This is a genomic window from Ochrobactrum sp. CGA5, from assembly GCF_006345815.1.
Taxonomy (GTDB): Bacteria; Pseudomonadota; Alphaproteobacteria; order Rhizobiales; family Rhizobiaceae; genus Brucella.
Genome location: NZ_VCIG01000038.1, coordinates 458766 through 483980, shown reverse-complemented (window position 1 = coordinate 483980; position 25215 = coordinate 458766). Strand labels below are relative to the sequence as shown.

Genomic DNA, 25215 nt, shown 5'->3' with positions numbered 1-25215 from the left:
CAACGGGACTTAGCGTGAGCGCATCACTATCGAGACACAGATAAAGCCGGTGAAGTAGCGCGATGAAGGATCAGCGCCGCTGCCCCCTTTGGTGGGCTTTTCGTTGCTGCGATTAGAGCGCGTCTCGATCTGATTGTATCCGATCAGCGCGCCTCAACTATTCGTGTTGAAACATCTTCCCAAAAGCCATTTCTCACTGCGACGGGCTCTATAGCTGCGTGCAATACGATAGGCGCTCACGTCCCACTTATTTCGTTGTTTTTCTTCTTTTTGTCTTCATCATAATGCCACTTGATGGCGAAGAACATGGCCACGCCCAGCACAATAACCTTGAACGCTACGAAGAATACAGGAATCCATTCCATTGTCTGATTATGTCCATACAGTTCTCAATTGTGGGAAGCATTATCCTAGAACTGCTGATTCAGCATCTTCTTTTTTGCCGGAATAATGCTTTGAAAACGGCGGGTCATGTCTGCGGTCGGTATGCGCTTATGATAGCATATGACGAGGCACAACATTCAATCATTGCCGGATTCAGTGACCTTATCAGTATGGGATATCTGTGAATGGTGGGCGTGACAGGGATTGAACCTGTGACCCCTCCCGTGTGAAGGGATTCGGTGCGCGCGTGTTTACAATAGCTTGCGCACCGATTCTATCATTTTCCACGGATTCTGCACGGATTTCTCATCCTGTGGAATTTTGGGGTCGTCTAAAAGCTGGCCCTGAAAAATCAATTTGACTCTCCCAACCGACCGTGAACAGAATAAGAACATCGGAAGGCGGCCCGATAACCACACAGACATGCTTGGTGGCGTGTGTGTCTGCTTCAATGGAGCAGAACAATGAATGCGGTTGCGCAGGAAAATGAATACGAAGACGAAATTGAATTGGTTCTCGCCTACCACAAGGGCGATGTGCGGGCTGCGATTGAGGCACTTCTGAAAGATCGGGATTTTCTCGTCAAGGAAATCGAGTATGCCAGTCTGGCTATGTCGATTGGCTTTGCACGCGGCTGGAAACCAACAATCTTCGTGAAGTGAAATGCGAACGCCACTGCGAGAACTGCGCCCGCGAAATGTGGTGCGCTTTAGCTGCTTGAGTTGTCGGCATTATCTGGAAAAGACAGCGCCACTTATGGCCGCCCGGTTCGGAGAGTGGGTAACGCTGGAAGAGATCGAGCCCCGGCTTGTTTGCAGCAAGTGCGGGAACAAAGCGGGCAACTTCATCAGTTACGGACTGCCTGAGAAATGATGCAGCTTAAATGGTGCCGAACGGTCGTCGGGGGTGAAACTTGCCCCGGTGACTTCATTGCTTATACGGACTGGGGAAGCTTCTGCCGGATCCTGCGAAACAATTTTGGCCCCAGCGCTGGAACGTGGCGCTGGAATTTGGTTTGCTCTCGAAGCCCTTTTCAGGACATTCCCTATGGCATGTGCGACAGCAAAGAAGAAGCCGTAAGCCTTGTGAAAAGGATGTTTGTAGAACTTCGTGACACCAACCGGCTGGAGTTTCAGCGACCATATACGTGGAATGATAGAAAGAGCTGGTACAAATGAGCGGGTATAAGAACGACAATGCACACGTAGCAAAGGCCGGGAAGCTGTTTGAACACTGGTGTGACGCCAAAGGCTGCAAGGAATGGGGAACCTTTGGCTATAAATTGTCGAACGGCCAGCTTTGGCTTTGTCGCGCTCATAAGCAGGAAGGCGAAGACGCTCTGACTGGACGGCGCAAATAACCGCGCTATTCTCTTCGTAAAGGGAGCGAACAATGATCAAGCCAAAGCACGAAGGCGACTACCCGGATCGGGATATGGACTTGCACGAGGCGCTTGCAGGGAAGCTTGTCGAAGCGTTGGACGCAGCCGAGGCCGCAGGCTGGGACAGGACCGATGCTGCAACGGCCATGGTCGAGGCAGCTATCGCAATTCATCAGGGCGAGACTGGAACGGACCCGGATGAGTGAGGCTTAGATCGCCTTCAGACCGCCGCTGATGATGAATGTCACAGCCGCTCCGAGGATGCCACTAACCACAATCCACATGATCCGCGATAGCGTTGACTGGATGCTCTTGTTCGCACTTTCCAGCCCATTGAACCGGGTATCGATACGGGCTTCCATGGCAACCCACTTTTCATCATGGCGAGCGCTGTCGATGTCTCTCTGGCGCTGCCATGTCTCCAGGATGGTCAACCGCTGATTGTTCGACTGTGTCGCATGTTCAAGCCCGACCACACGGGACCGGAGATCGCTTTCTTCAGGCATGTTCGTTGCTTCCATCCGCCCAGCTGCCCCTATTACTTCTTGTCGTGAATAGCGCACTCGTCTTTCGACCAGACGCCGCCTGCACAACCGCGCACTATGGTGCGGTCGATCTTGCGTTGATCCGCTTCGGTTGCCCCACGAGCGCCTAACAGATCGGTTCCGAGGACATTACGGACGCCGTTCACATTTGCCGGTCCTGAATGTCCACACCCCGCCAGCGTCAATGCACTCATCATAAGAATGGGAAGCATCCAGCGCTTTGCCTGTGGCTTCATTGTTCTGTCTTTCGATTTTGGTTTCTGTGCTGGCCGTTCCTGAGAGCCTTCCGGCCACATACCCACCCGCCAGAAGCAGAAACGCCGCCACAAGGGCAGCGAGCAAGTATTTCAGCCATGAGGGAATGAGCGCCCAGATCATGACGCTTCCAGTTCAGCTTTGATGTCTTTGATCGCCTTCACGATCCAGCCACGAAGCGCCAGACCGCCGAGTAGAACGACAATTGCAAGACCGCCCATAACGAGCAGTTCACGCCAGCCGAAGCCCGCAAGGCCGAGCGCACCGATACCGCCGCCGGAGAGGATTGAGCCAATCCAGCCAGCCAGGCTGAACTTCTTCTTCACTTCCTTTTCGACGGTCGGCGGGACAACTGGCTTGTCCACTTCCACAGCAACAATCTCTTTCGGCTGAGCCAGATCGTGACGCTTGCGGACTTCTGCCAGTACCTCGCGGACACGTGCCGACTTAACCGCCGCTCGCTGACCGCCGTAGTAGCCAACGTCTTTCGTCGTAGGCAGGCTTGCCCACTCCTGAGCCAGATTGTTGATGAGCGTGTCTTCCTTCAGACGGCCAGACAGATACTTGTCGATCCCGCGAACGCCGAGAAGGTAACAGGCGCATCGGTCCTGCAACGCCTCATTGAACAGGAGATTGTTCGACAGTTGCAGGGTGCGCTTGATTGTCCGAAGCGTGGTACGGACTATCTGATACCGACCGAGAGCCGAGCTATTCAGCTTGTTCTTCGGGTGCGCCAACATCTTGCCTTGCAGATCATCAATCTCTTTCAGGCTCATTTTCACCAGATCGACATCGCCGCCGGTGTATCCGCCATAGCCAAGCGTCTCATTATAACCGTCGCCCTTATCCGTCCCTTCGGTGAACCCGATCAGATCGAGCAGCGGGCGATACACGTAATACAGGTCTGGTGTTGAGACATGCGGCATCGCTTTGGCAAAGGTTCCCTTGGCCATTGTATTTCCTCTTTTGTGGATTACCTGTGGATAAATGTGAATTTACGATGCGTGGGGTTTGTGTTACCCACCGATCAGTTGATGGAGACTGCGATGTTTGAACCGGGGGTTAACAACGCATCTGATCTGTTGGCCGACTATCTCCTTGCAGAGATGCGGGAGCGCGGAGAAATTCTCACGCCGCTCAAACTACAGAAGATGATGTTCTACGCGGATGCTTGGCACCTTGCTTTGTATGATCGTGAGATCACTGGCGAGAAGTTCAAGGCGTGGGTTCACGGTCCTGTACTTATCAGCCAGTATCATCGCTTCAAAGATTTTCGGTGGATGCCAATCACCACTGAGATAAAAACACCTGAGATTTCTCCCGAGTTGAAAGCGCATCTAGACGAAATCGTTGAGATTTTCGGGAGCGAGACAGCCGTGGCTCTTGAACGGATGACCCACAAGGAAACTCCTTGGATTGAAGCTCGCGGCGATTTGCCGGACGATGAGCCTTGCGATAATTACATCTCCAAAAAGACCACCGCTGAATACTATCGCAACCTTGGCAAAGATAACTAAAACCCGCCTGACAAAATCGCTGGATAGTGGCATTCGTGCAGAGAAGCCCGATGCAGATTTGATGCGCTTCTCGTTCAAACTATTCGACCATTCAGACGATGAGGTCTGCCCGGCTGTGTTCCGGAATGGATACACCCGCGCTTTGATGAGCCGTCTCAGGGACCTGTCCACGTGGAAGGTTTCTGAATTCACGTCAAACCGGAGTAGCGCCATCAGAGCGCATCCGATTGACTGGAATGGCACGTCTCGCAAGGATGGCTTTGATCTTAACGAACAGTACCAAGCCTACACGCCATGGCAGTTCTCGATATCAGCGAATGAAGACGGTCGTGTTATTGGATTGCTGATTGACGACTGCTTCTATGTCGTTTGGCTCGATCATCACCATAAGGTCTATCCCGGCGCATAAAGCCGGAACGTTGGTTTTCCCTTTCGGCAAAGAAAAAGCCGCCTCAGTGGGCGGCTAACTGTCAGTTGAAGATTTAACTTTCTCGAATTAGTCTCCGCTCACAGGCTTGGGGAGACTTGATATGAAGCGCATTCTTTTCGCCGCGCTGATCGCTAGCGCGTGGGCAAATACAGCTATTGCAGAAGACTACGACTGGTCAGGCATCTACGGCGGGTTAAGCGTCGGGGCCAGATGGTCGAATATGAAATACGACGGGCCGTTCACGGTGGATTATTGGAGTAGCAAGTCATCAGGTTTTACCGGAGGCGGATTTGTGGGCTACAACTTCACTTCTGGCCCATGGGTTTTCGGCCCGGAAGTTTCGGCATCGTTTTCAGACGCAACCGGGGAAAGCAGGACACGGGAATTTTATCCTGAAGGCCGATCCAGGTTTGATCTGCGCTCCAGAGCTACCGTTTCGATTAATGGACGTCTCGGTTATACCGCTGGCCGTCTTCTTCCATATGTGACCGCTGGATACGCACGTGCTTGGTACGAGACTGGTAACATAAGTTCGTCAGCTTTCGGCAATCATGACAGCACATACTCTTTCGAGCGCAATGGCTGGAATATCGGTGTCGGAACGGATTGGGCTATCTTCGACCACGTGTTTGCTCGTGCTGAATATCGCTTCATCGACCTGGGGAAAGATGACATTGGCAACGGATGGTCGGCCAAATACAAGCAACACGCCACTACGTTAGGGATTGGCTACAAGTTCTGAGTTGAAAGCCGCATCAATGTGGGCTTCTGATGTGATTGATCCGGCTTCGATTGCGGCCAGCACTTGCGCCTCGATGCCGTAGCTTTTTCGCACATGAAGGCGAACGGCTGCGGCAAGTTCGTCCATCTGTTCATTCGTCAGTTGGCGAAACTCGCCGTCGGCAAACTTCCACGGGTCACCATCGACACGTTCGCCCTTCTCGATTGCTACAGCCTCAGCAATGATCTTGCTCTGGCTTTCACGGTCAGACAGCACCGGCCAGCCATTCCATACGGTTCCGCTGACTTCACGCTCCCATCGCTTGGCGGCGGCATATTCGGCCAGCGTCAAGCCGGGATGACTGGCTTGAGGTTCGCCGCCTTCAACAGGAACTGTCTTCATAGGCGGTTCTAAACCGAGAGCCGCATAATGCATCGGGTATCCCTTTTTGCCGACGCGAACGCTATCTATGACGTTTTCTGTTGCAGGCATCACGCATCCTCCTTTTCGAATTCAGGCACAAAACGGCCATCGCTGTCGGTATTGGGATCAAGGTCCGACTTGACGAACGGATCGTTGCGCTCTGCGATTACGACCCACGAAACAACATCGGTGCAGGCTTCATCCTCGCAAATGATTTCGAACGAACCGCCGCTGATCGGTCCCGGCTTCAGACGCGCAAAACCGTCCTGATTTTGCAGACTGGTAACGACAGCGTTCGTCGTGAGAGCAGCGAAAGTGCCGGAAGTCATTTTGCTGGCGGCGTCAATATCGACCGTGGCGCGACCGTTAACGAGCGGCACAGTCCCACGATAGATAAGATCATAACGAGGCGCTTCAACGAAGCCGTGACGGAGATTTCTGTTGTACGGGTCTACTGGATGATCGATAAGGAAAGTACCGCTGCCCTTGGCGAGCACTCCGGTAACCTGCATAGCCCCGGTCACTTTTACATCATATGAACCAATGGTGACGCCGCCTATAATCAATATCTCGGCATTTGTCAGGACACGCCTGATTACAAAACCGCCATCGACACTATTTGAGATGTTGCCATACAGATCATATCCGACATTGCCATTCGGTGACCGATATTGGGTAATGGGAACGTCTCTGCGGAAATTGATATTCCCTGTCAACGTTCCGCCCGCAAGCGCCAATTTTGCGTCTAGTGCATTCTGTGTCGCGGTACTGATAGGAAGCCCTGCCTTTGCCTGCAAGGTTCCATCGCCCTGTACGTATTGAGCACTTGTGCCGGTGGCGAGCGCAAGTAAAGCACGACCAAGTGCGCCCAGGTCAATAGGTGAAATGTCGCCATTGCCATCGGTAGCAATCGCTTTATTCGCCGCCAAGGCAACCTGTTTCAGATCGCCCGCTCCATCAGTCTGCAATATCTGTCGATTACCGAGCGTCAACGCCGCCAGCTTGCCAAGGCTGCCGTTAGGGTCTTGAATGCCGAAGGTTGACGTGGCTACAAGCTCATACTCACCCGTTGGACCGCCGACAGGCGCTTTCCCTTCCTCGACGCCTAGTTCTGCCAGATTGGTCAACACGCCGTTACCTAGCAGTTCGATCACTGTTGCCGCTTGTGTAGATACACGACTTCCATCGCCAAGCTGTCGGGCACGGTACGGGCCGTCAACAATGGTCGTGCCAGTCCACGGCTCAGTAAGAGTGAGTTGGGTATCACTATCAACACTAGCGATGACCGCCGTCAGGTTCTGGATTTGGAGAGTGTCGCCCTCCTCAAAGCGGGTCACTTCAAACAGTGTCCCAGTGCCGGTAACGGTCACTGACCCATTGGCGAGCGAAATCGTTCCCGACGTGTAGTCGGACAGAACAGCCATAGGTTTACTCCTGAAAAGTCAGCTATTGGGCGATGCCGAAGATGTAGTACCGGACGCCCTGTATCGGGGTGCCATAGTCTACGGTTTTCCAACTGCTTCCATCCGCATAAGCGTCAGACCACCCACTGTCAGGCTGACAGAAGAAGTCGACGTACGTATCGAAAACATGAGCGCGCATAGCGATATTGGACATACCTGCACCTACGCCAACCTCATATCGTAGCATCGGCGTGGTCACGCAATTTGGAAACACAATCGAGTATTTAAGAAACGGTACAAAACCTGCGTTGCTGAAGTTCAGCCGATAGGTTTTCGAGCCATAAGTCGCGCTGTTGGAGAAGTCTCCGACAGGGATATACCCTTGAGCGATTATCTGAAATTGAGGGAAGCGACTATCGAACAGGATATCATTCGGTCGGCTGGCTGGATCGCTAGTACCTGGCTTCTTGATTTGAACGAAATCCCGCGTCCCATCATTGCCGCGGAACATCACTTGATTGCCACCCGTTGACGTTCCGAAATCGTCAACGTTGAAAACCACGTAACGGATATCGATGACGTCTTTATGAGAGTTATAGAAGGTAACGGCGTTGTTTGATATTTCGTAACTGACAACAAATTTCCCGGCTTCAGTCGTATCGGATAGCAGTCCTGGGACGCACCATGTCTGCCCAGAAACTCGAAACATCACATCGGCAACAGCACGCTGCGATAGGATTACACCGGGAGGTGCCGATATGGTGACAGAGCCATTCACAGGAATGGAATTACGAACTCCATTCATGACGCACAGCGCCGGGGAACGGTTGCGGCTGCTTATGATCGTACCAAACTCATTAGTGGTATTCACGTCAAAGCCAGGACGCGCCAGAATAAATTCGCTGCTATTTGCTCGAAAACCCTCTAAACCCGCGACGTAGCCATATGAACGCATCGGGCTGTTATCTGCTGGCAAGTCCCAAACGTTAGGAAAGAAAGCATTGGGATCACGATTGTCCTTGTAGACGTTCTTTCTTTCCCAAACAAACCATTCACCGATGCCAACACGACCGCTGTCAGTATTAGAAATCTGACCTGCATAAACAGTCGGCATCGTCGTTTCGTTAGAAATATACCCTGTGCACCGTCCCATGATTGTATAGAATTGTTGCGCATCAACAATTCTATGGCCGCCTTCGGCTACATAGACCTTATTATAGAAGCTTCCGCACTCAACACGGTTATTCAAAAGATTAACCATTCTGAATTCAGACAGCGGAACATAACCTATACTCGGATAGGCACTTGCGATCTTGTAGTATGTCGTGACGTTATAAAACGTCGACGCTTCACCATAGCGGCCAGTAATAACCGTGTTACCCAGATTATTCGAAATATTGAATGAAGTCGGTAGCGCGGATATTTCGGCAGCTCGATAATAAAAGGCGTTTGTCGTAAAGACATATGACAGGTTCTGCGTCTCCGAATTGAAGAAGAACCTGTCATACGCCGTGTTTGCCAGTGTTAGCGGATCGTCAGTGTCATATTTCATACACTTCAGAACCGGGCCGATCCCCGGTTTGTAGCCAATGAATGTCTGGGTCATGTGAATATCCGCAGATCGGCTAAGTTGTCATAACCGCGCATGATCATCTTGCCGTTGTTGGACTGAAGCACGTCGAAATACAGGGTGCCGAGACGGGCGTTCTGAATGTAGACCTGCCCGTTCTGCACGACGAACGGATAGGTGAAGCTTCCATCATTGTTCGGATCGGCAATCGCAAACTGGTTCGACACGACGACGAACTGGCTTCCCGTCGGGGTGACGTTGATAAACCAACCGGCCTGCTTCCAAGTGTCACCGGTATTGATGCGAGCATAGGCCGATATTCTGGCCGATGTGCCGCCCGCACCAACCGTCGATGTCATACGCCAGCCGGAGTTTGCCACAGTGCCATCTACCGAGGCGTTCACATCAGTGATTGCATCTGCGACGGCAGAGTATTGACCCTCGACATTATCCACTCGCGTAGACAGAAGCGTCACCACGCTGGCGTCAGCCTTTTCGTCAAGCTCAGCGTTGAGTTGCGTCAACTGCTGCACGATCGCGCTGTTTGGCCCGGTAGCCACATAGATATCTTCAGACCACGAGGCTTTCGCTTTGCCGTAGGTGCTGGCAAGCTCCCGCCGCAATGACCGGCTATCGGCATAACCGGCCAGCATGCCGTCAGCGGTCTTGGTGGCGTTTTCCTGCGCTTGCCGAATAATCTCGCGCCGGTCATCGGTCATCCAGTTGATGAGGCCGGTTAGATCATCATTCAGACGGCCATAATCGACCGGACTGTCGTCACCGCGAGCATTCAGTGTGGTCACCATGACCGCAGCCGCCCAAGCGACAGGGCGCGTCCCAGAAGCTACCCGAAGGCGTGTGCGCACCCACCATTCTGTCAGACTGGTCAGGCCGTTCACGATCTGGAAGACGGTAACATCCTTGGTCACATAGTCGTTGAAGACCTGTGTCGGGTCATTATCAGGCCAGTACTGTATCTCGACACCCGCAACCGTCACGTCGTCAATCGCATCCCACAGCAAGCGAATGCCGGGGTGTTCGTCGCCGTCATCGCCTACGACCTTGTTCGGGATGGCGAAAAAACCTTGCACCTCGCCCAAATAGTCGGGAGGGCCAACCGGGATCGGTACAGGCGGGTTGGTTTCATATGCCGTCGGATCAAAGATGCCGTTTCCGACTTCCTGCACGGAAATAGTTACGTCGCGAGTGCCATCCTCACCAAGCGGTCCAAGGCCCTTCGACTGGATTTGGAACGTCTTGGTGAAGTTATAGCGCTCCGACTGGAACACACCCCACGAGCCTACTTTCAGTTCGAGAAACTTCGGGTGAATGGTGAACTGGCCGTTCGCCTGATAACGAGATGCCCGGATCGCAATATCTGCCAGCCGGTCACCAACGCGATGATCTACAACAGCGGTGTAATCAACTTTCGATGCCAAGCGTTCGCGGTCCTGTGCCAAGGCGATTTCATCAATACGCGTTGCCAGTGGAACGGTCTCATAGAAGGCATCGGGGCTGACATAGCTACCGGCAACTGTATTCACCAACTCGGCACGGGGCCGCGTCAGCGACAGCGTAAACGGTTTTTCCCAATTGATGTCGTCATCTGTGATTGTGAAAACAACGGCCTGATTAGCGCCAACAATCGGATACTCGCCGGTTACACCTTCGATCCACGATCCTGCACATGCCTCTCGCAGAGGTGTCATATTGCTGTCGTGAGTAACTCCATCACCAGAAGAAGCGATCAAAGCGGCAGTGTATCGTTTACTGCCGTCCGGCATGGTCTCATCGCAAATATTCATCGCGGTGAACCATTCCGACAGCGGGAGACGGCTCGCAGCTACTCCGCGACCGACGATCCTTTCCGTGCCGTTGTAGATGCCCCTTTCCAGGTTGTACATTATGACGGCTGGATTGTCGGTATATTCCCATGTGTTCTGATCAGACCAACGATGCGAGCCAGACCCGCCGACTGTTGTATCCTTGCGGGGATCGTAGGCAGGCGCGCCCTTTACCTCGAACATCAGGCTAGGTGGTGCAGTGAGATTGTCTGCCTCCATGCGGGAAGTGACGACGACATAGCAACAGCCAGCACCACGATGCGCAGGCGTCCAGCGTCCAGCCGGATTTGCATGAGCGATCAGTTGCGGGTCTGCCGCCTGATCCATCGTGCCAGCATGAAAACGTACCCAGACTTCGCCGCCTTCATGCACGCCGAGAACCTTGCGGCCCCACGTGTCGCCATACTTGGTTTCCTCGTTCGGCGATAGGTTCTTCCATTCGCCGTCCATCGACACGCGGAGCAATTCAAGGCAGCGGAAATCCGACAGTTTATAGACGTCCTGCACCATCCGGTTGCCCTTGCCGAAGGCATTACGGTAAACGTGATGGCCCATCGTTCCGAACGTGCCAAAGCCAACTTCGCGGACAAGGTTTTCGCCATATTGCGTCTCGGTCTTTGACGCCTGCGATTTCGGCTTTTGCTGGAATATCGACCCCAGAACGTACTTCGCCGCAGCGGCCAAGCCGCCTAAGACGATATTCGCGAGTACAGTCCCGCCGAACAGCCACGATCCTGCACTGCTGAGAGCGCCGACCACAAGAGTAATAGGGTCCGCCGCCGCAGGCGTTGCCAGCAGCGCAAACAGGATAACCAGCAAATATTTCATCAGGAAACCTTGAAAGCCTTCTCAGCCATCGTGCGCGGGAGGAAACGCAAGCCGTCTTCGCTTTTCACGGCGAACCCATACTCGCAGAAGTACCCAGCGGTGTTCTCGTAGACGCCCAAATCGCCCCGTTGCGCCATGGCTGCGGGGATTTCCTCAAATTGGCTGGACAAAACATCGGACACGGTATTGAAGCCGCGCTGTTTTATCAGGCGATAAGCACCGGCATTGCTCTTGTACTTGCCTCGGATATCCGACGCGGGATCATCGCCGCGAACGGCCTCCACCACGTCAGCGGCCAGCAGTACGCAATCAGACTTCCCCCAAACCATAGGCGTGTTTAGGTGCGCCTCCGTAACTGCTACGAGGCGTTTTTCCCATTCTGGATGTCTCATGATTTACGGTGCCGTTATGTGGAAGTTTTCGCGTTTGACGGTGGAGGCGTACTCGAAAAACCTATCGCCGGGAGAGATCAGTTGCTGATCTTCATGGGATGCTGTTCGGTAGCCGTCACGGTGGTTTTCCTGCGCAAGCGAAATGACATTCGCCTGAAGCATGAAGCCGTCGCCGTCGAAGACGTGATCAATTGTGTCGATCAACCCACGCCGCATCGGTTCGACATGCAGAAGTTCCCGCGTATCGGGATCGAAATATGCGTCGTATAGGATCACTAGGCGGTTTTTGTAATCCAAGCTTTCTATCTGGGCCAGCTTGTCAGGCGTCACGCCGAAATCAGCCGCTGACGGCATGGTAATGACGAAAGGAACGGCGTCCGAACCCATCTGGTAGTCAGGCTCTTCAATCGAAATGAGCTGGTTTGGAATATAGGTATTCCCGTTCCATACCAGTTCAGACATGCCGTTCCACATATACCACGCACCTGTCCCGAACATGAAATCACCCATAGATCGGACGATGATCCGTCCTTCGGTAAGGCACTGTTGCAATCGCGTAGGGAAAGCCATTAGCGCGGAACCTCCGTCAACTGGAAGGTTGCAGTCGGAAACGGCCCCCTACTCATCTGGAATGATCCCGGCACAAGGCGGGTATTCAGTTCGGGTTTCTTGAACCTGACAACAGCACCCGCCGCGATATAGGAGGCAATCGGCTGATCGACCGTAACGGTCAAATGTGTGCTTGCTGCCGTTGCGCCAACCGTGACTTGCGCCATCTGCCGATAGGTGCCGCTCGTGAATGAAATCAGATCACCCGCCATCAGTATCAGGCCGGGAACGACGTTCGTAAGCTGCACCTGATAGCCGTTCGTCACCGTGCCACGTGAAGCGGTACCGGTGATATGTGGATCGTCGGGATTGCCCCAATAGGCTTGAGGAATGCAGATGTGCGTTGGGCGATAGACAATGGTTTCTATCCCGCCACGGGCTGATGCAATGAAAGCCTGAAGCGCAACGGCCTCAGAAGCTCTCATTGGTATGGTTTCCATGTCGATTGTCCGAAAAGGATCGGCATATTCCACGAACGAAATAGCCCGGTTGCCGTATTTGGACATGCTGACCGGGCTGATAAGCTGGGGATAGGACGGCTGGAAACGAACCGTCGAAACAAGATCGATCATGTCTGATCTCTTTTCTGCGCTCTCTTCAACCGTTCAAATTCTCGATCACAATCAACAGGCTTAGCGAAGATGTGCAAATGAGCTTCTTCGCCCTCACCTTCGAGGATAATTCGCTGAGACTTAATTAAGGTCTTCATACCACTCCCCAGGTCTTTGCTTTCTGGCTGTCACGTCTCAGGCGAATAGGCCCGGTCTTGTCGTAAGCCTTGATCCCTCGCTTCGTTGTTTGCTGTGAGATGTTCTTCACGTAAGCCTGAAGGTTGCCGTCATTATCGACGCTGACGCCTACATCAACGCGCATCCCGCCGTTGCCATTCTCGTTTGCAGCAGAGGGGATGGATGGTACACGAGGGCCGCCGACAAGGCCGCCACCCGCATAGCCGCTAAACATCCTCTGGATGTTTGGCACACCGATACGGTCCACGATGTTCTTCGGAACCACATACTCGCCCTTATGGACTATGCCTGCCGGGTCGTACTTGCCGCCCTGCCCTGTGTACCCACCGTCTGCCCATAGCCCACCTATGCCACTGGCAAAGGCATTCGCCACTTGACCGCTATTCGCGAATGGGGAGCCACCAAGCCCACCGGCCAAGTTTTGGAACAGCGAATTAATGGCTTGGTTGAGTGCCATATCAATCAGCTTGTCGGCAAGACGTCCAGCCGCATTAGCGAGGGCGTCCATCGCAGAAACGCCGTTCATGAGGTCTTGCGTGAAGCCTTGTGCGAAATCTAGCGTAAGGTCTTTTGCTTCCGCCAGCTTTTCATTAAGGCGGATTTGGCCCGCAAGCATTTTTCCGTAATCGCTATCGGGATTTATCCCTGCGCTCCGCAACTGTCCGTAAACCCGCTGCTCTGTCGGGCTGCGGAACATCTGGGCGCGTTCAAACTGAAGCTCCTCGGCCAACGACATAGCCGCGACTTTTTCAGCAGCTTTCCCATATGCCTCTGCGAGTTTCTCGATTTCCGCCCGTTGGGCAGCACTGACATTGCGCCCCTTGTCCTGCGCCCGCTGAAGAAGCTCCAGCTTCATGCGCATGGTCTCGGCTGCTACGCCAGTCTTGCCTACTAACTGCTCTTCAAGCTTAAGCTGGTCGATACGGTCCTGAGCGGACTTGACCAGATCGCGGTAGGCGTTGGCGTCACGTTGGGCCTGCCGCTCTGAGGATGACTTTTTCTCCTTAGGAAGAGCAATGCTCTCAAGGTTGGGCTTTTCGCCCGGAGTAGGTAGACGTGAAAGACGCTCCTGATCGTAGATGCGTTCAAGTGCAGCTTGATACGCCCGGTAGGCATCGTCGCGCCCTTCTCTATCCGTCGCCCGGTTCTTGGCGATATTATACTGCTGTTCGGCCAGACCTCTTTCATCCAATTGAGGCAGGCCAATACCGGCAAGCTCCCTTATCGCGGCGGTGAATTGGCTAATCTGCTGAACTTGCGCGGCGGCGGCTGCCCCAATCAGGCCGATAGACGCTTTGGCCGCCCTGACCTTTTGATCGGCATCCTGCATCGCTTCAGCAAGCGTAATGGTCTTGTCGCCTATCTCCTGAAGGTTTTTCGGGTCGGTAGCAACGATCTCGTTTATCTGGCGATAAAACGCATCAAAATCCGGGCGGCCTGATTTCACGCTATCCCGCAAGCGATTGATCGCATCCTCAAACGGCTTGAAACGCTGATCGACTAGCCGGGTAGGCGCGCCACCTGTGATCGACGTGCTAAGGCTTACAGCGGTGCTGAATGCCTCCTGCGCCTCTTTTGACGCCTTTTGGAATACCTTCAGATTTTCACGAGCGTTTTTCTCCATTACAGCAGTACTTTGCTGCATGTAACGCTCCATGCCCTCGGTCGCCCCAGGCCAGCGCCTCCCTATCTCCTGCACTATGTCGGCATGTCGTTTTAGTGCTTCATCCACAGTCGGGAGATCAGACTTCAAGGACATGATGTACTGAGCTAGCGCGGTTCCACCAGCAATAATACCGATTGTCGCCAATGAAACAGGGCTTACAATCGACATGAAGGCAGCGCCGATGCCTTTAATAACGTCCCGCCCTTTCCCCATCTCATTGAACACGGCGGAAAGCTGGGTTCCCTGTTGCAAGGCGATCTGGATAGGCGACATACCCATAGCGGACGTGACGGCGATATCCTGAAACTGCGCAGCGATGTTTGCAGTGTTATAACGGCTCGGCCCATTGCTGGCAGACCGCATCGACGCAATAGCGCCATTCCGCTGCTTGATCGCGGTAATGCTATCCAGTGTGGCTTTACGCTCGCGCTGAATGGCCGCCGTCATTTCCTGGGTCGAGATAGCACCGAGGCGATGCGCCTGCTGAATATCAATAACCGTCGCTTGATACTGCTTCACGGCAGCGAAAACCGGATTGTACTTCGTCCGAAGGCGATCAAGCTCCGCGCCCTGCTGCGCAAGCGCTCCGGTCCATTCTTTGGCTGATTTCGTACCGATCCCGACCATGTTCTGAATACGGGTTTGAACCGAGGTCGGGATTGCCTTGTCGATTTTCTTCCCCAAAGCGTCAAAGCTTCGGGATGCGGCCTGAGTGATGTAGTCGATATCGCCCACAACGCGGTTGACGCCAGTCTTGATCGTCTTCGTATCAAGGGATACGCCAATGACAATATCGTCCTGATTGCCAGCCATCGTTGTCTTGCCCTATAAGAAAACCCGCCACGAAGGACGGGTTGGGAGAAAATTGAAATGCACAGAACGATAGCAGTCATCTTTTTGATGACCGCCTCCGCTTCGGCGCAGGTGATTGTCGATGAACCTAAGGATGTTGATGCAAAATTGGCTGAACAGATCGCTTCAGATGTTGCCGATCAGTTTACCGATCCGGTTTCCACTCAAATTAGGCGCATTCGTCCATCTGAAGAGCACGAAGGTTCGTTCTGTGGTGAGGTGAACACGAAAAATCAGTTCGGTGGATATGTCGGGTTCAAACCGTTTCGGTACATCGTTGACCGCCGAAAAGTTTATCTAGCCAATTCAGGTTGCGAATAAGAAAAGCGCCCCGCAGGGCGCTACCCATACTTGGCCAAAAGCTCATTCATCTGGGCTTTTGTCGGCCCTGTTTCCTTCTTGATGCCCTTCGCCTCGCAGTACCCGTCAATCGCTATGACGAGTTCGGTAAGGGTGGAACGCCAGAATGTTTCCGGCGTCCATCTGAGCGCACCGTAGGCAATAGATTGCCACTGCCGCCAAGGGAAGGCTTCTACTCCCCCGTCTTGGCGGCTTCCCCGTTTCCCTCATCGTCATCATCGAAGTGATGCTTCAGTGCTTCTGCAATGCCTTCCGCAATTGCAGGGAGATGCTTCAACTTCATCTTGGATACGGCTTTGCCCGCATCTCCGCGAACGGCCAATGCGGTGACTGCTAGGCTTGTGGCAGCAATTTCCGCGCCCGACAGGCGAAGGTATAAATCGTGAAGCGATTTGCATTCCAGGCGCGTCGAAAGGATCGAAAGGCCGCCAATGGTGGCGGCGATAACCACTTCCTCGCCGCCTACATTGATGAGGACTTCGCCACGCGCTCCGTTAACTTCGAGAGCCATTTCTTACACCTCTGCTTCGAAGGTGAGCACATCGGCGGCAACGAAAGTTGCATTGAAAGTCAAGTTTCCTTCCATTTCGCCGGTCAGCTCAAATTCAGAAACGAACCATGGACCGGTATAAGTGCCGAGACCCGGAACAACGACCTGTGCATTGAACTTAGTGGCATCATTGACGTGCTCAATGAATGCGGAATTGTCGGCACCGGCGATGAACTGGCCCTGACCGTTGAAGGTACGGTTCTTGATGCCTGGTTCGGCTGTCCGCTGCGGTGTTTCTGCTGGGTTCAAGCAGTTCGTAACAGTGGTTTCGACCTCATTGGCCGACATGTTGAAACTGCGTGTGGAAAGGCCGCAGAGGTTCTTGAAGGTTTCCGGGCCGGGTGTGGTGTTGCCGTCACCGATCTTGATGAGAAGAAGGCGGCCAATCTGCTGTCCGTCAGCCATGGGTAATATTCCTCTATTGCCGGATCGACTATCGAACCGGGTTAGTTGCTCTCAGATGTTTGGGATTGGCGGTTAGATCGCCTCGATGTACGCTTCGAACTCACAAACAGCGTGGGAAAGTATCCCATCCGGTGCGCGTAAGTTCTCGGTACCGATGTGGCTGATGCTGATCAGCCGATAGCTAGGAAGCACCAACGGGTAGTTGTGAAGCGCGTCCTCAATTCCTGCGGAAATGTCGTTCACCTCTGGATATCCGGGCTTTTCCGACCACGCATCCACTCGCAAGTACGCCCGCCACGATCTTTTGCAGGTCACATCGCTCTGTTTGATGTCGGCGTATCCAATGGTGATGTACGGGAATGGTGTATCCGCTCGCGGTAGGTCATAAACCTTCGTGCCGTTGAGCGGCGCATAGCCTGTCAGACGGTCGTATAGCGCCTTCTGTATCTCGTTCTTCAGCGAGGCCATTATTTACCCCTCACGCGCCTGATGGCTCGATATACGGCAGCATTGATTTTTCGACGTGCCTTTGGCCTCATCTCGCGCCAAACGCTGAATACGTGCAGCTGCGCCTCAGTGCCAGGGTGCTCTTTCCCAGCGAATATCCCGCTCTTCATCATGTGCGGCTTGGTGCCAAATTCGAGAAAGCGCCAGATATAGTTTGCAAAGACGGCTGCCGCGTATGGGTCTTTGGACTGTCGCTGATTTCGCCCACGCTGAGCGTTCGGATTGTCTTTCTGGTACCCGCCACGAATACTCGCCCTGTATGCGCCGGGAGCGCGTGGCTCCCCCGTCACTGGATCGGTTGAAGGCCCGACTGGAGCGCGAGCAGCAATAGCCTTTGCCGCCTCCTGCGCCACCTTCAGCTTCTCTTCAGCGGCTTCCTTTTCTGCCTCCGGTGCTATGGCGCGAAGCTCGCGGGCAAGCCGTTCTCGGCCTCTAATCCTCGCCTTCATCGCCATGGGTAGGCTCCTCGCCTTTGCGCGGCGCTTTCACTGCCTCGGCGCACCCCTTGGCAATTGCCTCGTCAGCGCAGTCCTTTTTGACGTTGAGCGTCATCCCAGCTTTGTAAGCGATGGTAAAAGACGGCTTCATGTAGTTGAAGTCTTTGACGAAATGTACCCAGGCCATCAGGTCGCAACTCCTCTTTCTACCAAGAACGAAATGTACTGTCGGTCCAGCTCTTCAGTGACATCGCGAACATTGAAAATCTGGCCATTACGGCTATCAACCAAGCGCCATTCACTGTTGATCAAGAGCGTCTGGCTTGACCGGCGAACGGTGACAATCATGGGATGTTTGTTCTGAAGCCGGGAGGCTATGACCGTTTCGCCGCCGCGCAGGTGTCGATATCCAGCACGCACAGTCGCAATGGTCTGCCAGTCTCCCGTGACTTCATTCCCCATGCCGTCATCGATCTTTTGACGGGTCTGGCACTCGACCTTGTAATAAAGGCTTCCTGCGGAGCGACGGTCTACCATCAGAACAGAACCCTTCGGTGCGGGGTTATCAGGGCATCAACTGCCAAAGGAAGCTTGCGAATATCGATCTCGCTTGTTGCTTCCCGGTTCTCATACCAGTGGCAGGCCAGAAGCAGGATCGCCACCTTGATCGACGGCGGAACCCTCGTGGCATCGGCACCGTAACCAGTGGTGAACGTGATCTGGATCGCTTCTAACGTGTCGCTGGAAAGCGCCGGACGGTCGAATGTGCTCCGATACCGGATCATCGCGCCGGTAGCCGTCTCCACGATCTCATAATCAGTGTCCGGCAACGTCTGCTCTGCGCCGGAAACATCGACATACTTGATCGTAGCTGCGGACACATCGCCAAACGGCAGCACGAAGCCGAAAGACGGCCACAGAGCGGAGGTAATCTTCCAGTCCTGATTGACTATCGCCCGACCAAGAATGCCGCTCCAGCCGTCCAAATGATCGATTGCAGCATCCAGATAGACGCCCAATATCGTATCATCATCGTTGAAATCGACCCGCGCAGCTTCCTTGAGTTCTTCCAAAGTGACAGGCTTGACCGCTGGAGCGGTTACACGGATCGGCTTCACGGCTTATTCCTTGTCCGATTTCTTGGCTTTCGGGCGTTCGACTTCGATAGCACCGGCCTCGGTCGCTGCCCGAATAAGGTTCTCTGGGCATTCGTCGCCAATGTTGAAATCTGTCGGGTATGGGCTTCCACCCGTCGCGCCCTTGAATGGCTTGATGAATTTCATCGGTCTTGCTCCGGTTGAATTTGGTGATCGGGCGGCGTGAACCGCCCGACTGCAAAGCCAACCTATTACGGATTAACGGCCACGCGGTGGTAACGGATGAACTCTGGGTTCCAGAGGCCACCGCCTACACGCTTGCGGGTGTAGAACATCACGTAAGGTTTGTTGGTGTATGGATCGCGGAGAACCTGAACGCCGAGGCGATCAAAGATGCGATAACCCTGCGCCATGTCACCGAAGATGACCGGGATGGCGTCTGCGGCCACATCCGGCATGCCCGACAACTCATTAACCGCATAGCCCAAAATCTGGGCAGGCTGTCCGGCCTGATAAGGCGGTTGCCACAGATAATTGTCCTGACCGTCCTTCATCTTGCGGATGATGGCATGGGTCTTGCGGTTAGTGTAGAAGGCCGATGCCTGGGTAACGCGCTCCGAAGGAATGCCATAAACCAGATCAATCAGGCCATCAGACGTGAGCGCAGCGGCATCGCCTGTATTGACTTCGAGCACGGGGCCGAGCGGGTGACGCTCCGCTGCCGGGAGCGCTGCCTCTGCCGTGGCATCGAACATCAACACGCCCTTCGGCTTGTTCACGCCGTCACCAGAGAGGAACGCAACGCCTTCCTGCTGGGCGAACTCCAGATCAACTTCGCCAGCCAGATAGGCCGCAATGTCGATTTCGCTGTCTTCCAGAAGGATTTGCGTCACGCCCGGATTGGCATAGATTTCACCGAACTTGAACGCATACTCGGCAAACTGTGGCGTGTTCGTCTGTGGCCGTGCGGCAGTTTCACCCACCCAGCCCGAACCGGCACCATGCATGTTGTACAGGTGCTTGAAGCCCTGACCGCGAACGTTCTGGATCGAAGCGAAACGGCGCATCGGGGAAACAAGAGCCAGCTTGTCGGTAATCTGGCGATCCCATTCCACCGGAGCAGTATATCCGCCGTCTGGGTTGGAGCCGACAGACATGGACGCCATGACGCCCGACTTGTTCGCCGAGCGGATTTTGCCCTCGCCTTCGCCGGTACGAACCCACTCGTTAAAGTCGGCCTTGTATTCCTTCATTTCGGCGGTTTCTGTGTCGCCTTCCTTGCCGGGGACATTGCCGAGAGCCATCTTAACGTTCAGTTCGTCAATGGCCTTGGACATTTTGCCAAGATCATCGTTGATGCGGTCAACCTTCTCAGCCTGTACAATGTCCTTGCGAACGTCTTCCAGTTCCTTCTTGTGTTCGGCCTTGAACTCTTCAAAGGCACGGTTCACACCGTCGATTGCAGCCTTGATATCGCCAGTTTCAGCGCGCACAGCCACGATCCCGCGCACCTTGCGCGAGTTGAAATGCTTGGTCATGGGAAACCTCCTGTTATGACCTGAGTGTGGAGATAAGCCGCTCAATGTCGGCTTTCAGATCAGCAGCGTCGTGCTTGCTGTGAACGGCAGCGTCCGGCATGCCGTCTTTGACCCCTGACAGAAGCGCACGGCGTTCCGTCCGAGGAATACCTGTCTTCGCCAATAAAGCGTCAACGCGGCGCACCGCATTGATCGACTGGTTGGCGTCTGCCTTGGTCTTGTCTTCTTTGACCTGATCGGCAGCTAGATAACTGTCTGCGAGACCGGCCTCTATGGCCTGTTCGCCGTTGAACCATGTCTCGGCGTCCATCCATTCGGCGGCCTTTGCCTTCTTGACGTTGGCACGCTCCGAATAAAGCGTTGCCATCGCGTCATCGAATGGTTCCATCGTCTTCGCTGCCTCGGCCAGATCGTGGCGGTTGCCCATAGCCACAACCCAGGCGTTGTGCACCATGATGAACCCTGCTTTGCCGATCAGGACTTCGTCACCTGCCATTGCGATGACAGATGCAGCAGAAGCGGCCATGCCGAGAATGCGTACCGTGACTTTCGCCGGGTGAGCGCGCAAAAGATTGTAGATCGCCACGCCTTCGAAGAAGTCGCCACCGGGAGAGTTGATATCGACAAAGATTTCATTGTTGCCGATGGCCCGAAGTGCCGCTGCAACCCGTTTCGACGTGACGCCACCGCCCGACCAATAGTCCTCACCGATCACATCAAGGATGGTGATTGTGTTCTCAGCGGTCTGCGATGCCTGAACACCCGCATTCCAACGGTCAATAGCGTCCGCATCCGGCTCGAAAGCGCAGATCGTCGGCAGGCGCTCGGCCTTAATCTCAGGCAGGGTTTTGAGGCTCATTGCCATTACCTTTCTGCGCTAGTGGGTTAGGCGCAATGTCTTTCTCAGGTAGGTCCATCGTTTCGCGAACCTCCTCGTAATCCATCCATGGCTGATGCCCGCCAGAACCGAGCGCCTTGGCGAAGAAGTCAGCCTGATCTTTCATCGAGCCGCGCAACAGAGCGCCAGCGTTGAATTTGACTTCGTATTGTTCGCGCTCTTTGTCGGTCATGCAGGATCGTTTGATTGCCTGCTCCCAGGCCGTGAACCACGGATTAAGCGCGTACCGAACGAATATCTGGCCCAGAACGTCGATACCTGAACCCCAGCTTGTATCGTCCACGCCAAGGAATGGACGCGGCACACCAAAGGCGCGGCCAATCTCCTCGATCTGCATGGATCGGCTTTCAATCTGCTGGCTGTCCTTGGCGCTGCCGGTGAACGGCTCAGGCTTCATGCCTTCTTCGGCAATCATCCACTTTCCGGCGTTTTCCGAACCGCCGTACTGCTCATTCATCGACGCTTTTAGGCGCTCATAAGCCTCAGGAGACAGCTTATTGGGATGAAGCAATGCGCCACCGAGGTGCATATCGTTCTTGAATAGCCTGCGCTGTGACGTTTCCAGTTCGCGCGCCAGATCGATTGCGTTAGCCGCAATCTTCACCATCGACGTGCCCGAAATCCCATCATCACTATCCGCATACACATGCAGAACGTCTTTCGGCTTTAGAATACGAAGCTCGCCCTGTTTCGGCGTATATTCGTACTCAACAGACCAATCCCGGTTCTGCTTTACGCGGATCGTTGTCGGATCGAGTGGCACCAAGCGGATAACCCGGTCCATTGACCTGACGATAAGGGCATAGGCATTGCCATGGACGAGTGCATTCCGCTGCATATACTGCCTGAAATTGAAGGCCGTCTGCCAGTCATTCGGCATTGAGTGCAGCAATGAAAAAAGCCCGCTTTCGCGGGCCTTCTCTTTCGTCTCGGTATCAATGACATGCATCGGTAGCATGCCAATAGAATACGAAATCAAGGATACGCACCGAAACACCGCAGTATTCCGCATCGCCTCCTTGATCGACATCGGTGAAGCCACGCCATCACCGCCGTTGCGCATCCACTCCTTGAAGCGCGGATCATCGAACCCGATAAACTGTCCGTCCGACTGGGCATGAACCTGCGGCGCAGTCGCCTGCGGCTTACGGCGGAATATGTTCAGAATGTCCATCAAACCACCAATATTCCGCGAGTTTCGTAAATGGATGGGCCTTCATCAGCCTCTTGCTGGATGAACCAACCGAGGGACATAATGAGCGCCACCGCTCCGTCGATCTTGTTCTGTGGCATTTCCTTGCGCGGATAGACGTTCTCTTTCGCGTCGTAATGCCCGACCACGTTGCCAATCATCCAGTTCATCACTGCATTGCCGGTATGATGGATGCGGCCTTCGCGCATGAGTGCATCAAGCGTCTTTGTCGCCTCGCTCATGGTTGCCACTGTCTGCCGGTATTCCTCCGCTGGCATTCCGTCCCGCTTGAGGTTCTGGATCATCTGCTGGGCCTGCCAAGGATCAGTAGCAACCGCCTGCAAGTTCAAGCCGGGTGCTTCCGCCCTGATATCGTCTTCGATCACTCCGAAGTCGATTGTCTCACCGGCTGTCGCGGTGATATCGCCCTGCATCTCCCAGCCGCGATACATCGGATGACGATCTTCGTCTATTGCAACCCGTGGTAGGTAAAAACGAGGGAAAATATAGTAATGCGCCTTCCCGTTTATCAACCTGCGGTATGTATTCACACGAGCCGCAATGTCGATCTTGCTGGCGAGATCAAGGCCGATGACACATTCATCTTCGGTAAAATCAGCCTCATCCAGCGACCGATCCTCGCATTTCCTCCACCACTCGGTGTCGAACAGCGCCGAATTGGCATCAACCCAGACATTCAGATGCTTGGTGAGGTAATTCGCCCTCGCCGTCGCAACCTGACGCGCCTTGCCTGCCGTCTGCATCACGATTTTTGGATCGACCGACACGCCCCAATTCGGGTTGGCCTTGCGCAAAGTCTCCTCTGAAAAGGGATCATCACCCTCATCAATCGTGTAAATGATCCCGAATACGGCTTCGGCAGCCTCTCCGCTGACGTGACCGGCCAGAACATCAAGGACGAACTTGCGCACCTCGTAGCAGATGCCATGCTTGTTGCTGCCCGCCGTGGTGATCATCCAGAGCATCGACTGAGGACGCTTGCCAAGGCCGGTTTCCAGTACGTCGTAGACATCGCGGTTCTTGTGAGCGTGAAGCTCGTCCACAATCGCCAGATGGATATTCAGACCATCCAGCGTGTGGCCTTCTGCCGACAGCGCCTTGAAAGCACTGGAGGATTTCAACTGCACAATTGCTTGCGCCGTCACGTCCACACTGAAGCGATTGCGGTATCCTGGCATCTTGCGAGCCATGGCTTGCGCATCACGGAATACGATACGGGCCTGATCGCGGGTTGTGGCCGCCGAATAGACTTCTGCACCGGCTTCGCCATCCAGCGCCAGCATGTAAAGACCCACCGGGGACGAGAACGACGACTTGCCGTTACCTCTGGGAACCTCGACATACACCCGACGAAACCGCCTATTACCATCTGCATCAACCCAGCCGAATGCCGTGCTCAGGACGAATACCTGCCACGGCTCCAGTATCATGAGATCGCCACGGGATGCGGCAGGCCCCTTGATATGTGGGCAAAGCTCGACAAACCGGCATACCCGATCAGCCCGAACAGCATCGAAATGATACCCTGCTGGCGGGTTATCCAGATCGTTCAACTGTCTTGCACATGCCTGATAGACATACTTGCAAGCCGGTATTGCGCCCGAAACCACGCCGCGAGCGTACTGATGCGCCTTCTGCGAATAGTTCAATGCGCCCTACCGTCAAATTCTGCGAATGGATCGTCTTCCTCGCCCTCGTGAGGCTGGTAAACCTTCGTTCTGTCCACTGGCGTTGCACCAAGTGAGGAAAGCGCCATGCGGTAATTCCCGAAGAAGCTGGCAGGAAGTTCAGCGGTATTCCCGTCCATAATATGCGCTCTCATCAATGAGACGATTTCCACCGCGCCCCGATCCTCGAAGGTCAGCCACGGCAATTCGTCTGCAAACGTGGCCCACGCTTTCTTGGCCGTCTTTGGCAGGTAATCCGGGGCTTTCCCCAGACCTCTCCCTGACGTGATTGGCTCGCTGCGGGGCTTAAACCGTCCAGGGTTTACCTTGTCAGCGCCGGTCAGCGCCGCTTTTGCAGTCGGCGTTCGCGGTCGTGCCATTTCAGCCCTTTGCCTTTTTTTGAATTGCAGATGCGTGTAAATGCCTGGCACGCGGGTCTACAGCCGAACGCGATCCAGACTTTTCACCGCCCCCGCCCCATGCTGTTTGCCTCATATCAAGCCACAGAGAGCGATTTGCTAGTTTTATTATGCGATACATCCAATCAAACCAAACGCTTGCCAGCGGTCAGATATGAAGGTTTATATCAACCCATCGATCTTTTGGCGCGGTTGGGTATCCATCCAGTCCGACGATGCGATGCTCTATCTTCTTGCGTCTGATCAAGTCAGGGCTTCGATAGTGAAGGCGCTCGATAGACTGACATGCTCCATCGTGGCAGCTATCACATACTGCCCATAGGTTAGAGGGTGAGAAGAACAGAGCCTCATCACCCTTGTGCGGTATCAGATGGTCGCATACTGCGGGTCTTAGCCCGGTTGCGCCCTTTTCCGATCTACCTTCTCTCAGGATCACGCCGCACATCTGGCAGGTGAACAGGTCACGGACGAGGATGGACCAACGTAGCTTCTGCCATCTCGCTGTCTTGTACCATTGCCTATAAGGCTGCGCTGTATCTCGGTCTGACCTGTGTG

32 protein-coding genes are annotated in these 25215 nt (G+C 54.2%); 7 read left to right on the top strand and 25 right to left on the bottom strand.

The annotated features are described in order from the left end of the window. Positions 1-236: 236 nt before the first annotated feature. On the bottom strand, positions 237-365 hold the full coding sequence (locus FJQ48_RS22865; RefSeq protein ID WP_273792553.1) for a hypothetical protein: 129 nt from the start codon (positions 363-365) through the stop codon (positions 237-239). A 483-nt stretch (positions 366-848) separates the two neighbouring features. On the opposite strand from FJQ48_RS22865, the gene FJQ48_RS15440 reads away from it, so the two are divergent. The 3 genes from FJQ48_RS15440 to FJQ48_RS15425 all read left to right on the top strand — a co-directional run bounded on the left by FJQ48_RS15440 (position 849) and on the right by FJQ48_RS15425 (position 1971). Next, positions 849-1046 carry a CUE domain-containing protein gene (locus FJQ48_RS15440; protein ID WP_139975860.1) on the top strand — a complete coding sequence of 66 codons (198 nt, stop codon included), beginning with the start codon at positions 849-851 and terminating at the stop codon, positions 1044-1046. 512 nt (positions 1047-1558) lie between these two features. After that, complete coding sequence (locus tag FJQ48_RS15430) at positions 1559-1744, top strand: hypothetical protein (RefSeq protein ID WP_139975859.1); 186 nt, start codon at positions 1559-1561, stop codon at positions 1742-1744. Positions 1745-1776: 32 nt separating this feature from the next. Further along, the gene (locus FJQ48_RS15425; protein WP_139975858.1) at positions 1777-1971 is read left to right on the top strand and encodes a hypothetical protein; all 195 of its coding nucleotides are present in this window, start codon (positions 1777-1779) and stop codon (positions 1969-1971) included. Between the two features lie 3 nt (positions 1972-1974). On the opposite strand, the gene FJQ48_RS15420 is transcribed toward FJQ48_RS15425, so the two are convergent. The 3 genes from FJQ48_RS15420 to FJQ48_RS15405 form a co-directional block, all read right to left on the bottom strand. Continuing rightward, positions 1975-2271, bottom strand: a complete 297-nt coding sequence (locus FJQ48_RS15420; protein ID WP_139975857.1) for a hypothetical protein — start codon at positions 2269-2271, stop codon at positions 1975-1977. A 32-nt stretch (positions 2272-2303) separates the two neighbouring features. Further along, positions 2304-2546 (bottom strand): hypothetical protein, encoded by a 243-nt coding sequence (locus FJQ48_RS15415; protein WP_139975856.1) that lies wholly within the window; start codon positions 2544-2546, stop codon positions 2304-2306. Between the two features lie 138 nt (positions 2547-2684). Continuing rightward, positions 2685-3518 (bottom strand): hypothetical protein, encoded by an 834-nt coding sequence (locus FJQ48_RS15405; protein ID WP_139975854.1) that lies wholly within the window; start codon positions 3516-3518, stop codon positions 2685-2687. A 93-nt stretch (positions 3519-3611) separates the two neighbouring features. Between FJQ48_RS15405 and FJQ48_RS15400 the strand changes: the two genes are divergently transcribed. The 3 genes from FJQ48_RS15400 to FJQ48_RS15390 all read left to right on the top strand — a co-directional run bounded on the left by FJQ48_RS15400 (position 3612) and on the right by FJQ48_RS15390 (position 5254). Then, a complete protein-coding gene (locus tag FJQ48_RS15400) occupies positions 3612-4082 on the top strand; it encodes a type II toxin-antitoxin system antitoxin SocA domain-containing protein (RefSeq protein WP_139975853.1) in 471 nt (156 codons plus the stop codon). Then, positions 4066-4491, top strand: coding sequence for a hypothetical protein (locus tag FJQ48_RS22585; protein ID WP_210236263.1), 426 nt, complete (start codon positions 4066-4068; stop codon positions 4489-4491). The genes FJQ48_RS15400 and FJQ48_RS22585 overlap by 17 nt, the downstream gene beginning before the upstream one ends. Positions 4492-4612: 121 nt before the next feature. Beyond that, positions 4613-5254, top strand: coding sequence for an outer membrane protein (locus tag FJQ48_RS15390; RefSeq protein WP_139975852.1), 642 nt, complete (start codon positions 4613-4615; stop codon positions 5252-5254). Here the strand turns inward: FJQ48_RS15390 and FJQ48_RS15385 are convergent. The 8 genes from FJQ48_RS15385 to FJQ48_RS15350 form a co-directional block, all read right to left on the bottom strand. Beyond that, positions 5231-5725, bottom strand: a complete 495-nt coding sequence (locus FJQ48_RS15385; protein WP_139975851.1) for a DUF4376 domain-containing protein — start codon at positions 5723-5725, stop codon at positions 5231-5233. The genes FJQ48_RS15390 and FJQ48_RS15385 overlap by 24 nt on opposite strands. After that, positions 5725-7080: a hypothetical protein gene (locus FJQ48_RS22765; protein WP_247870393.1), complete on the bottom strand. Its 1356-nt coding sequence runs from the start codon at positions 7078-7080 to the stop codon at positions 5725-5727. The genes FJQ48_RS15385 and FJQ48_RS22765 overlap by 1 nt, the downstream gene beginning before the upstream one ends. A gap of 22 nt (positions 7081-7102) precedes the next feature. Then, positions 7103-8665, bottom strand: a complete 1563-nt coding sequence (locus FJQ48_RS15375) for a hypothetical protein (RefSeq protein ID WP_139975850.1) — start codon at positions 8663-8665, stop codon at positions 7103-7105. Beyond that, positions 8662-11301, bottom strand: coding sequence for a DUF1983 domain-containing protein (locus FJQ48_RS15370; protein WP_139975849.1), 2640 nt, complete (start codon positions 11299-11301; stop codon positions 8662-8664). Before FJQ48_RS15370 ends, FJQ48_RS15375 begins: the two co-directional genes overlap by 4 nt. Then, positions 11301-11693, bottom strand: coding sequence for a hypothetical protein (locus tag FJQ48_RS15365; protein ID WP_139975848.1), 393 nt, complete (start codon positions 11691-11693; stop codon positions 11301-11303). The genes FJQ48_RS15370 and FJQ48_RS15365 overlap by 1 nt, the downstream gene beginning before the upstream one ends. A 3-nt stretch (positions 11694-11696) precedes the next feature. Continuing rightward, complete coding sequence (locus FJQ48_RS15360; RefSeq protein WP_139975847.1) at positions 11697-12263, bottom strand: hypothetical protein; 567 nt, start codon at positions 12261-12263, stop codon at positions 11697-11699. Beyond that, on the bottom strand, positions 12263-12874 hold the full coding sequence (locus FJQ48_RS15355; protein WP_139975846.1) for a hypothetical protein: 612 nt from the start codon (positions 12872-12874) through the stop codon (positions 12263-12265). The genes FJQ48_RS15360 and FJQ48_RS15355 overlap by 1 nt, the downstream gene beginning before the upstream one ends. A gap of 133 nt (positions 12875-13007) precedes the next feature. After that, on the bottom strand, positions 13008-15530 hold the full coding sequence (locus FJQ48_RS15350; RefSeq protein ID WP_139975845.1) for a phage tail length tape measure family protein: 2523 nt from the start codon (positions 15528-15530) through the stop codon (positions 13008-13010). An 87-nt stretch (positions 15531-15617) separates the two neighbouring features. Here FJQ48_RS15350 and FJQ48_RS15345 point away from each other — a divergent pair, with 87 nt between their 5' ends. Next, positions 15618-15890 (top strand): hypothetical protein, encoded by a 273-nt coding sequence (locus FJQ48_RS15345; RefSeq protein ID WP_139975844.1) that lies wholly within the window; start codon positions 15618-15620, stop codon positions 15888-15890. A gap of 211 nt (positions 15891-16101) precedes the next feature. On the opposite strand, the gene FJQ48_RS15335 is transcribed toward FJQ48_RS15345, so the two are convergent. The 13 genes from FJQ48_RS15335 to FJQ48_RS15280 form a co-directional block, all read right to left on the bottom strand. Beyond that, positions 16102-16440 carry a hypothetical protein gene (locus FJQ48_RS15335; RefSeq protein ID WP_139975843.1) on the bottom strand — a complete coding sequence of 113 codons (339 nt, stop codon included), beginning with the start codon at positions 16438-16440 and terminating at the stop codon, positions 16102-16104. Positions 16441-16443: 3 nt separating this feature from the next. After that, the gene (locus FJQ48_RS15330) at positions 16444-16884 is read right to left on the bottom strand and encodes a phage tail tube protein (RefSeq protein WP_139975842.1); all 441 of its coding nucleotides are present in this window, start codon (positions 16882-16884) and stop codon (positions 16444-16446) included. A gap of 72 nt (positions 16885-16956) precedes the next feature. Next, positions 16957-17352, bottom strand: coding sequence for a DUF3168 domain-containing protein (locus FJQ48_RS15325; RefSeq protein ID WP_139975841.1), 396 nt, complete (start codon positions 17350-17352; stop codon positions 16957-16959). Then, positions 17352-17846 carry an HK97 gp10 family phage protein gene (locus FJQ48_RS15320; RefSeq protein ID WP_139975840.1) on the bottom strand — a complete coding sequence of 165 codons (495 nt, stop codon included), beginning with the start codon at positions 17844-17846 and terminating at the stop codon, positions 17352-17354. The genes FJQ48_RS15325 and FJQ48_RS15320 overlap by 1 nt, the downstream gene beginning before the upstream one ends. Next, a complete protein-coding gene (locus FJQ48_RS15315; protein WP_139975839.1) occupies positions 17824-18015 on the bottom strand; it encodes a hypothetical protein in 192 nt (63 codons plus the stop codon). The genes FJQ48_RS15320 and FJQ48_RS15315 overlap by 23 nt, the downstream gene beginning before the upstream one ends. Further along, positions 18015-18365: a head-tail adaptor protein gene (locus tag FJQ48_RS15310; RefSeq protein WP_139975838.1), complete on the bottom strand. Its 351-nt coding sequence runs from the start codon at positions 18363-18365 to the stop codon at positions 18015-18017. Before FJQ48_RS15310 ends, FJQ48_RS15315 begins: the two co-directional genes overlap by 1 nt. Then, entirely contained in the window at positions 18365-18946 is a 582-nt protein-coding gene (locus FJQ48_RS15305; protein WP_139975837.1) for a head-tail connector protein, read from the bottom strand. The genes FJQ48_RS15310 and FJQ48_RS15305 overlap by 1 nt, the downstream gene beginning before the upstream one ends. Before the next feature lie 3 nt (positions 18947-18949). Further along, on the bottom strand, positions 18950-19111 hold the full coding sequence (locus FJQ48_RS22445; RefSeq protein ID WP_176588419.1) for a hypothetical protein: 162 nt from the start codon (positions 19109-19111) through the stop codon (positions 18950-18952). Between the two features lie 65 nt (positions 19112-19176). Beyond that, positions 19177-20463, bottom strand: coding sequence for a phage major capsid protein (locus FJQ48_RS15300; RefSeq protein ID WP_139975836.1), 1287 nt, complete (start codon positions 20461-20463; stop codon positions 19177-19179). A 13-nt stretch (positions 20464-20476) separates the two neighbouring features. After that, entirely contained in the window at positions 20477-21322 is an 846-nt protein-coding gene (locus tag FJQ48_RS15295; protein WP_139975835.1) for a head maturation protease, ClpP-related, read from the bottom strand. Continuing rightward, the gene (locus FJQ48_RS15290) at positions 21300-22535 is read right to left on the bottom strand and encodes a phage portal protein (RefSeq protein ID WP_139975834.1); all 1236 of its coding nucleotides are present in this window, start codon (positions 22533-22535) and stop codon (positions 21300-21302) included. Before FJQ48_RS15290 ends, FJQ48_RS15295 begins: the two co-directional genes overlap by 23 nt. After that, positions 22535-24223 carry a terminase TerL endonuclease subunit gene (locus FJQ48_RS15285; protein WP_139975833.1) on the bottom strand — a complete coding sequence of 563 codons (1689 nt, stop codon included), beginning with the start codon at positions 24221-24223 and terminating at the stop codon, positions 22535-22537. Before FJQ48_RS15285 ends, FJQ48_RS15290 begins: the two co-directional genes overlap by 1 nt. After that, positions 24220-24621 (bottom strand): hypothetical protein, encoded by a 402-nt coding sequence (locus tag FJQ48_RS15280; RefSeq protein WP_036586388.1) that lies wholly within the window; start codon positions 24619-24621, stop codon positions 24220-24222. Before FJQ48_RS15280 ends, FJQ48_RS15285 begins: the two co-directional genes overlap by 4 nt. Positions 24622-25215 lie beyond the last annotated feature (594 nt).